At 59.2% G+C, this 250-nt stretch carries 1 pseudogene; it reads left to right on the forward strand.

Annotated features, from left to right (window positions below):
- A pseudogene (locus ACFZPT_RS26815) lies at window positions 1-250 on the forward strand (rhs family protein); the annotation flags it as partial.

Consider the following 250-nt stretch of genomic DNA (forward strand, 5'->3'; position numbering starts at 1 on the left):
TCCAGGGCGACCGCCACTACACCTACGACGCCTTCGGCAACCTGACCCAGGAACGCCGTGGCAAAGGCCAGCAACTCTTCACGGAATACCGTTATGACAGCCAGCACCGGCTGATCGAAATCACCCGGCCTAACGGCCAAACCGCCCGTTACCGCTATGACCCGTTCGGCCGACGTATCAGCAAAACCGTCGACGGCATCACCACCGAATTTTTCTGGCAAGGCGACACACTTATCGCCGAACACCAAGC

Origin of the sequence: Pseudomonas sp. MD330_10 (assembly GCF_042610415.1) — a bacterium.
Classification (GTDB): Bacteria; Pseudomonadota; Gammaproteobacteria; order Pseudomonadales; family Pseudomonadaceae; genus Aquipseudomonas; species Aquipseudomonas rhodesiae.